The organism is Streptomyces sp. NPDC032472 (assembly GCF_040636955.1).
GTDB lineage: Bacteria > Actinomycetota > Actinomycetes > Streptomycetales > Streptomycetaceae > Streptomyces.
This window is the reverse complement of the sequence record NZ_JBEZVK010000134.1, coordinates 1-8677: the sequence shown is the minus strand read 5'-3', so window position 1 is coordinate 8677 and position 8677 is coordinate 1. Positions and strand designations below refer to the sequence as shown.

8 protein-coding genes and 1 pseudogene are annotated in these 8677 nt (G+C 70.6%); 4 read left to right on the top strand and 5 right to left on the bottom strand.

Annotated features, from left to right (window positions below):
- A partial coding sequence (locus AB0F11_RS36575) for an ATP-binding protein (RefSeq protein WP_362183723.1) occupies nt 1-1214 on the bottom strand: 1214 nt, incomplete at its 3' end.
- A 388-nt stretch (nt 1215-1602) separates the two neighbouring features.
- On the opposite strand from AB0F11_RS36575, the gene AB0F11_RS36570 reads away from it, so the two are divergent.
- The 3 genes from AB0F11_RS36570 (at nt 1603) to AB0F11_RS36560 (ending at nt 3085) form a co-directional block, all read left to right on the top strand.
- The gene (locus tag AB0F11_RS36570; RefSeq protein ID WP_362183726.1) at nt 1603-2067 is read left to right on the top strand and encodes a peptidase inhibitor family I36 protein; all 465 of its coding nucleotides are present in this window, start codon (nt 1603-1605) and stop codon (nt 2065-2067) included.
- 117 nt (nt 2068-2184) lie between these two features.
- A complete protein-coding gene (locus AB0F11_RS36565) occupies nt 2185-2625 on the top strand; it encodes a peptidase inhibitor family I36 protein (RefSeq protein ID WP_362183720.1) in 441 nt (146 codons plus the stop codon).
- 22 nt (nt 2626-2647) lie between these two features.
- Entirely contained in the window at nt 2648-3085 is a 438-nt protein-coding gene (locus AB0F11_RS36560) for a peptidase inhibitor family I36 protein (protein WP_362183717.1), read from the top strand.
- 627 nt (nt 3086-3712) lie between these two features.
- On the opposite strand, the gene AB0F11_RS36555 is transcribed toward AB0F11_RS36560, so the two are convergent.
- Nucleotides 3713-4678: a hypothetical protein gene (locus AB0F11_RS36555; protein WP_362183714.1), complete on the bottom strand. Its 966-nt coding sequence runs from the start codon at nt 4676-4678 to the stop codon at nt 3713-3715.
- A gap of 137 nt (nt 4679-4815) precedes the next feature.
- On the opposite strand from AB0F11_RS36555, the pseudogene AB0F11_RS36550 reads away from it, so the two are divergent.
- A pseudogene (locus tag AB0F11_RS36550) lies at nt 4816-4988 on the top strand (DnaB-like helicase C-terminal domain-containing protein); the annotation flags it as partial.
- 428 nt (nt 4989-5416) lie between these two features.
- Here AB0F11_RS36550 and AB0F11_RS36545 read toward each other — a convergent pair.
- The 3 genes from AB0F11_RS36545 to AB0F11_RS36535 all read right to left on the bottom strand — a co-directional run.
- Nucleotides 5417-6109 carry a class F sortase gene (locus AB0F11_RS36545; protein ID WP_362183711.1) on the bottom strand — a complete coding sequence of 231 codons (693 nt, stop codon included), beginning with the start codon at nt 6107-6109 and terminating at the stop codon, nt 5417-5419.
- A complete protein-coding gene (locus AB0F11_RS36540; protein ID WP_362183708.1) occupies nt 6106-6930 on the bottom strand; it encodes a hypothetical protein in 825 nt (274 codons plus the stop codon). Before AB0F11_RS36540 ends, AB0F11_RS36545 begins: the two co-directional genes overlap by 4 nt.
- A 213-nt stretch (nt 6931-7143) precedes the next feature.
- On the bottom strand, nt 7144-8677 hold a 1534-nt coding region (locus AB0F11_RS36535; protein WP_362183706.1), incomplete at its 5' end, for an FAD-dependent oxidoreductase.

Genomic DNA, 8677 nt, shown 5'->3' with positions numbered 1-8677 from the left:
CGCGGCGGGCCCCACCCGCGCCGCCCGCCCGCCGGGGCGGGGCCCGCGGCCCCCCCCCGCGACAGGGCCCGGTCGGCGGAGCTCTCCAGCGCGGCGGCGACCTGCTCGTCCGGCCCGACCGCGGCGTGCGCCTGGTGCCAGGCCCACCGGTCGGGGTCCCGCTCGGCGTCGGTGGCCTCGGCCAGTGCGCGGTGCGCCGCACGCAGTGCGGCGGCATCCGCACCGCGCCAGACGGCCGAACGCACCAGCGGGTGCCGGAAGCGCACCGGGGCCCCCAGGGTGATCAGTTTCGCGGCCTCAGCCGGTGCCGCGGCCTCGAGCCCGATGTCGAGCAGGCGCAGGGCATGCCACAACAGCAGGGCGTCGCCGACCGGTTCGACCGCCGCGACCAGCAGCAGGGCACGGGTGTCGGCCGGCAGCGCGTCGACGCGCCGGCGGAAACCCTCCTCGACCCGGGTCGCCAGCGGGCCGGCGCCGGGTCCTGCGAAGCCGAACGCCAGCTCCGCCGGTGTCAGGCCCCGGGGCAACTCCAGCAGGGCGAGCGGGTTTCCCCCGGTCTCGGCGATGATCCGGTCCCGCACACGGGCGTCGACCGGCCCCGGGAGCACGCTGTCGAGCAGGGCGCGGGCGTCGGCGTCGGCCAGCCCGCGCAGGGGAAGGTCCGGCAGACCGGAGAAACCCTCTTCCTTCTTCCCGTCGGTGATCCGCTCCGCGAACACCAACGCCACCGACTCGGCGTCCAGCCGGCGCCCGACGAACGCCAGGATCCGCTGGGACATCAGGTCCAGCCACTGTGCGTCGTCGACCAGGCACACGAGCGGGGACTCGGCCGCCGCCTCGGCGAACAGACCGAGGACCGCTATCCCGAGCAGCAGCATCTCCGGGGGCTTCCCCGCGCTCAGGCCGAACGCGACCCGCAGCGCGTCCTGTTGTACGGGCGGCAGCCGATCGAGGTGCGCCAGCAGCGGGGCGCACAGGCGTTGCAGGGCCGAGTAGGCGAAATCGGACTCGGCTTCGACGCCGGCCGCGTACACGGTCTGCAGCGGCGCCGCCTGCTCGGCCAGATGGTCGAGCAGTGCCGATTTGCCGACGCCGGCCTCGCCACGCAGCACCAGCACCCGGCTGCGCCCGCCGCGCACTTCGCGCAGCAGGCGGTCCAGCGCCTCCAGCTCCCGCTCCCGCCCGAGCAGCTGGCGTTTTGCGTGGTGCGGCATGTCACCTCCGGCATGTGTTCCTCCCGGAGGAGCTTCACCCCATCTTACGAAGATCGGGGCCGCCTGACCTGCATGGATTCGGTCATCACCCCTGGCGGACAACGCTGGTTCAGGGCCGTGCGACCGATTGCACGGCGGAAGCAGTGACCGTGCTGCTGCCCAGCAGTGGCCGTCGCCGTCGCCGTCCTCACGCGGCGCGCGTTCGCGAACCCGGCCGGCTCCGAGCCCACCACCGTCGTCGGTTGAGGGGGTGAGGGGTCGAGGGAGCGAGGTCGTCGAAAGGCACCGTCAGCGCCGAGAGCAGTCAAATGACTGATGCCCCCGTTTGACTGCGACGGCACAGTGGCATTGCTCCGCGAGCAGAAACGTCGGAGCGCCTGTGACGGTGATGAATTCAAAGGAGAACGTGATGAACCTGCGGAGAACAGCTCTGAGGCTCGCAGTAGGCGCTGTCGCGCTGAGCGGGGCGGTCGCCGCCACGACTACGAGCGCGAGCGCTTACATCCTCACCGACATTCAGACCGGCTCCGGCAAGTGCCCCGCCAACTGGGTGTGCCTGTGGAGCGAAAACGATTTCGTACGAGGAAACCCGGCTGGCGGGTACGACTTCGGGGCCGTGGGGTCGGACCAAAACGTTTCCGACATGGGGAAGTTCCGCTTCGAGAGCAAGCTCTTCCGGTGGAAGGGCATGCAGGATTCCGCGTCCTCGGTCGTGAACAACACGGGGGGCAGCATCTGCTTCTACGAGCACAACGGGTACGGCGGCCTGGAATTCAGGATCGGCCCCTGGGAGAAGTGGCCCTCCGTCCCGTCGTGGATCAACGACAAGATCAGTTCCTTCAAGCACTGCTGATCCGATCCGGTTGGGCCCCCCGGACGAACCGGGATCGGGCCGGCCACCTACCCACCACCCATGCCCGGCGCAGGACCCGCGAGTGTCAGGCCGGAGCCTGAAAGAGAGAGAAACACGATGCTGTCGAAAAAGAAGAAGATGACGAGGCTCGGACTTGGCGCCGCGGCAGTCACCGGGCTGATCATGGCCACGGCGACATCCGCAAGCGCCGCCACGGTCTCCGACATCGGCCACGGGGCCGGGTCGTGCCCCAACGGCTACGTCTGCCTGTGGTCGGAAGGGAACTTCATCCAAGGGAAGTTCGTCTACGACCACAAGTTCGGCTCTTTCGCGTCGAATCAGAACGTCGGCGACATGGGGAAGCTGGGACGCACTTCCACCGGGGACAAGGGAATGCAGGACATCACGTCTTCGGTGGTGAACAACACGGGAAGCAGCATCTGCTTCTACGAGCACAACTGGTACGGCGGGCTGGAATTCAAGATCGGGCCCTGGGAGAAGTGGCCCTCCGTCCCGTCGTGGATCAACGACAAGATCAGTTCCTTCAAGTACTGCTGACCCCCTCTCTTCGACTGAACGGATGGCAATGAAACTGCCCAGGAAGATGGTGAGGCTGGGACTGTGCGCTGCGGCCGTCACCGGGTTGACCATCACCACGGCGACTTCCGCGAGCGCCACCACCCTCTTTGACATCGGGCAGGGCGCCGGAGCATGCCCCAGCAATTACGTCTGCCTGTGGTCCGAGAACGACTTCGTAGCTTCCACCCGCGGCCACAAGTTCGGCGCAATCGCGTCGAATCAGAGCATCGGCGACATGGGGAAACTGCAGCGGGATGGCACCCTGTGGACAGGGATGCAGGACATCACCTCGTCGGTGCTGAACAACACGGGAAGCAGCATCTGCTTCTACGAACACAACGGTTACGGAGGGCTGCAATTCAAAATCGGCCCCTGGGAGCGATGGCCCTCCGTTCCCCAGTGGATCAACGACAAGATCAGTTCCTTCAAGTACTGCTGACGTGACCGTATGACCTGCCTTCCCCACTTCCGCGGACGCCGGTCCCAGCGCATGATTCCCCGCGCGGTCCGTCACCCCGGCGTAACCCGGGGTGACGGATCCCCGCGGGACACCCGGTGTCGGGCCCCGCGGGCCGTGTGAGCGGCTTGGCCCGGACGCTTCCGGCGCTTCGGCAGGCAGCCAGCGGGACACCAGTTCGGCCATGGGACCGGCGGCACGACCACATGGCTCACGGCCCCCTCCCCCCAGGGCGGTTTCTAGGGGCCGTCGCATGACCGGCCTTGCGACGGGGGCCCGGGTTCAATTTCACCGAGAGCATCAGCTACATGGCCGAGTGGGGCGGCGGGGCCGCGAACGTCTCCACTACTGGGGCAGCGAACCCCTCGGGCTCATGGGGGCCCACACCGCGTTCACCGCCGTCACCGGTGCCGGATTCGGCATCGCCCGCCAGCTGCTCGGACGGACACGGCGCCCGGCCGTCCTCGGACAACAGCCACAGGGTCAGGAAGGCGTCCGCCCCTACCCCCGACTGACCCCGCCCGGCCCGACCGGTAGGGGTACCCGCGACGCACCCCCCGTGATGTCGCGGCATCACGGCCCGGGCGGAGCGACGGCCGGGCCTGCCCGCTACGGCGAGAGGAAGCAGAGCATCAGGTCGGGCCCGTTCGCGCGCAGGCGGGGGAAGACGATGACCGCGGCGACGGCTGCCGGGATCAGCGTCGAGGGCGTTTCCACCCCCAGGCGGCTGCCCGCCCAGGATCCCGCCCATCCGACGGCGCCGACGAGGAGCAGCGCTCCCGCCAGGTGCAGTGTCTCGCGCACGGCGATCCAGTCGGCCACCGGTTCGAGCCCGGCCAGCTCCTCGTCCGGTAGCAGCGCCGCGTAACGGCCTTCGGCGTGGCGCGCGGCGACGGTGAGCGCCAGGTCCGCCACGTCACGTATGGCGGTGGCCCGGTCCGTGTCCAGCCCGGCCTCGGCACGGCGTAGGGCGGAGACGACGCGTCGGGTGTGGAGCCGTGCGTTCTTGCGGCGGGGCGAGGACCGCGGGATGGTGCCGGTGCGTCCGGGGGCGGCAAACAAAGAGCGCTCAAGGGCCCGCAGTGCCCGTGAGACGTCCGCCGCTGCCGCGTGCCGCCGGCCAGGGGGTGCCGTGGTCGAGGCCGCGCAGCACCGAATCAGCCGGAGGACAGCAGCAGCCGGAGAATACTGCCGGTACGCCTGGGTGCGGCCGGTGCCGAGCAGGGAGATCCACCACCGCATCAGGTACGAGGGGGCGTACATGAGGACCGCGGCCGCGAGCACCACCTGCGCCGTTCCGGTGTTCTGCAGTGCCGTGCGCGCAGGAGCGGGCCAGTGGTCAAAGCTCGCCCAGGCTACGGCCAAGGCTCCCCAGATGAGGAAGGTGGTGATCAGGGGGATGACCTGGTTGGCGTGCCAGAGGGCGAAGGTGCGCCGTCTGATCGCGTCACGTACCGGTGGGGGCAGGAGCCGGGCCGCGCCGGTGGCCGCGAGCCCCGTCTGCGTGTCGGCGGCGACCCTCGCGATGTCGGCGTGGATGACGGCCCAATTGCTGCGGGCAGTGCCCCGCAGCAAGAGCCAGAGCGTACTGACCGACGCGTAGGCCGGCGGCATCCTTGTCCCGCCCCCCGAATGGGTACCCATGCACGGCACCGGTCGGAGCCTGCCACATCCGCGCTCGCCACGCGTCGGCTTTCACCCGTCCCGCTCGTCGTCGTGCGGACAGGGTGATCCTCCTGCACCGCGAAAACGCCTACGAAGAGGAGCCCCTGCGCGCAGCGAAGCAGACCTCATGGTGGCCAAGCACCGCAACGGCCCGACCGCCACGGTCACGACCGCATCCCAGGGCCACTGCTCGCACTGCGTCGACATGGCCGGCACCTGAGAGCGCGACGATCCGCTCGGCACATGAGCGCGCACTTGTACGTGCATGCCAGGGCCGGATCTACCACGACCCACGTCGCCGGCCGGCGTCTGACCCGGTGTTCCCAGCGGGCGAGCCCGGCCTCCTCCAGTGCGGCCACACGTTCGTGGGAGACCTCCGGGGGATACAGGCCGGTCAGATGCCGGGCAGTCGAGCCGGGCTCGGGGACGACCGCCAGCGCTCAGTGAACTGGCGTTTCTGAACGGCGAATCGAGCGCGGAGCACCTCGGCGTTGTCCTGGACAGGAGTGCTCGGCCCAGGTGCGGGGCGATCCCCTGGAGCCGCGTTCCTGCCTCGGCCGGCCGCGGTGGCCGGCCGAGGCTGCGGGGAAGGCACCTCTGTCGCGTCAGGCGGCGCTCGGCTTGCAGTGGTGGCTTGTGCCGTCCCGGCTACGCCGCGCCGGTCATGCGGGCGAACACCACCACGTTGCTGTCGTAGTAGTGCTTCTTCGGGTCGAAGTTGCCACCGCAGGTGACCAGGCGAAGGCCGGCGTGGTCGAGGTTCTTGTAGACCTCCAGCGTGGGGAACTCGGCCTTCGGGTATTCGGCGACCCGGTCCACCGTGAACGTGACCGTCTTGTTGTCCCGCCGGGTCACGTTGATGGTGTCGCCGGCCTTCATCGTCTTCAGCTTCTCGAACACGGCGGATGCTCCGTTCCAGGTGACATGCCCGGCTATGACGGCCGGTCCCTGGGAGCCGGGGGTCGGTCCCGGCGCGTACCAGCCCGCGAGCGCGGGGTTCTTCGGGGTCTGCATGGTGCCGTCCTCGTTCTGCCGCAGCGTCTCCAGGGAGCTGGACAGGCCGAGGGAGGGGATCGTGATCTTCTGCGGCTCCGACCGGCCGAGGGCAGGCGGCTCGGCCCGGCCCGCACCCGTGCCCGTACCCGTACCGCTGCGCGGTGCACCCGCGGATGACGCGGAGTCACCGCCGACGGGTGCCGGTTGCCCACCCTGGGCCTGCCCCTCAGGGGCGTGGGGCTTCACCGCGTTCTGGCCGGCGCACGCCGCGAGGAGCAGCCCGGCGAGAGCGGCTGCGGTCAGCGCGCCTGCGGTTCGGCAGCGGCGGGGACGTGCCGGCTTCACGCGCCGCCCCCGGTGGTCTCCCTACGGGCGGAGACGGCAGCGGCCCGCTTCCGCGCGACGGCGACCGCACCGGCCGCCAGCGCGAGTGCGGCGACCGTCGCACCGTCGCGCACCGTCAGTGGCGCCGCCGCCTGCTGCGGGGAACCGCCGCCGGTCTCGATGCCTCCGACCGGGATGGACCCCACGGCCGCGCCCTTGACCTCTCCGCAGTTGGTCGGAGCCGTGGCCTCCTGGGGCAGCTTCGGATCGAGCTCGCTCTTGCCGGCGCCTTCGAAGTCGTACTTGCCGTTCTTGTTGCGGTCGATGCCGTGTTGTACGACGTGCAGGTCCTTGAGGTGGTCGACCACGTCCTGGCCCACGGCGATCGTCCGTTTGTAGGAGATCCTGCCCTGCTTGTCAGCGACGGGCATGCGCTCCACGGCGAGACCGCTGGTGGCTTTGGTGTCCCCGGCCGTGGTGAGCGAGATGTTGATGTCGCCGTAGTCGTGCGTGGCCTCGGTGTTGCTGAGGACCCCGTCGCCGTCGGTGTCGTCGCTGGCGTCCGGGCAGTGGAAGTCGTGTCCCTTCGTGGAGCCGTGCAGATGCTGGGCCGACGGCTGCCCGGGCACCATGCCCTCGGACTCGATTTGCACCGTGAGTTGGTTCCCCTTGAGGTTGAGCATGACCGTGCCCCTGGAACCCGATCCGTTCAGCTGCGTCAGGTCGATCTGGTATGCCTTGCCGCCCTCCGCGAGAGCCGGCCCGGAAAGGCCCAGGGTCAGGAACACAGCGGCGGGTACGGCGGCGAGTACCACGAGGCGACCGGGGCGCTTGGCTATCACATTCGCTCCTTTTCCATGGATCCCCGTGACGGGAACCTCACATCGAACGGGGATGAACGAGCTCCTGAAGAGCGGGTCACTCCCTCTTCGTTGCCCCGCTGCCCTCGGATGGGTTCCGATGGGAGGAATTTCAGGCGACTGCCGCAGCCGACAGCCGTCTCTCGGTCAGCACACTGTGAGAGCCTGACGCCCCGCCGAGCGCCACCCGTCCCTTCAGCGCCCTGACCAGGCGACCGCCTTCCGCAGTACGGTGCCACGACCGCGGTCCGGCACCGTCCACAGCGTCTGCCCGCCCACGCCCCATCGCTCCAGCAGGGCGTTCGCGGCGAGGAACCCGGTCGTGGCCGCCCGTTCCATCAGCGCGACGGGCAGGTCGGTGCGCACGACGTCGCCGGCCACGACCAGGCCGGGATCGGCGGTGCGGACGGTGGGGCGGTCGGCATATCCCCCCACGGGGAACAGCGGGCAGTCCTCCCGCCATGCGTGGCGCACGTCGACGACCGTGGCGGCGCGGGTCTCCGGGTACACGCGGTGGAGCTGCTCGACGAGGCGCCGCTGTTCGGCGGTGTGCGGGGTCCTGGGGTCGACGGCGTAGGCGTGCAGTTCCACGACGGATCCTCCGGTGCGTGCCGCCCAGTGGGCCGCCTCGTCCTCCCAGCGGTCCAGCACGCTGATGTTGTCGAGGCCGCCGAAGCCGCTGGTGCCGAGGAAGCCGGGACGGTCGGGGGCGACGGGCAGGTCCAGCCACAGCCGGGTCACCAGGAAGGGCGGGGCGGTGCGCAGGCGCGCGACGCGCTCCCGCCAGGCGGGCTCGCCCAGCCGCTCCGAGCGGGCCACCAGGGATCGCAGGCCGGCGGCGTCCAGGGCGAGCACCACAGCGTCGTACCGGTGCTCGTCACGGTCTCCGGCGACCTCGAACCCGCCGTCCCGGGCGGGCGCGACGTACTGGACGGGACTGCAGGTGCGCACCTCGGCGCCGTGTCGGCCCAGGTATCCGACCAGGGGGTCCCACAGTGCCGTCGGGAAGGGCGAGCGGGGCACGTCGAACAGCAGGCCCTCGGCGGAGCCGAGGAAGTAGATGTGGAACATCAGCGCCATCTCGGCGGCCGACAGCTGCCGCGGGTCTGCGAAGAAGCTCCGGGAGAACACCTCGAAGGCGAGGTGGCGGGCGCTTTCGGGGAAGCGGACGGCCTCCAGGAAGTCGTGGGCGCTGAGGCCGTCGAGGCGGTGGTACACGTCGGGCACACGGACGTCGAGCAGCGGCAGGGCTGCGACCGGGTCCATGGCGCGCAGATCCCGCAGCCGGAAGGAGGGGCTGAGCGCGGCGAAGCCCAGCGCGCTCCACGGCGGAGTGCGCGGTACGTGCCGGAAGCTGTCGCGCAGCCCTTCCGCGTGCAGCAGCGGATAGTCGGGCAGTCCGGCCAGCCGGGCCAGCGCGGGGTCGGTACGGCGCAGCAGGCCCCGGAGGTTGTAGTACTGCCGGAAGAACGCGTGGAAGCCACGGCTCATCGTCACGTTGCTGCCGTCGCGGAGCCTGGTCGGCCAGCCGCCCGCGCGGCCGCCGACGTAGGGTTCGCGCTCGTACAGCGTCACCGCCGCGCCCCGCTCGGCCAGCGCGGTCGCGGCGGCGAGTCCGGCGATCCCGGCGCCGACCACGGCGACCGTGGGCCGGCCGTCGGCACGGCGGGCTCCCGGCTGTGCGGGCAGGACGCGGGCCCGGCGGTCGCGGCCGCGGCGCGCTGCAGGC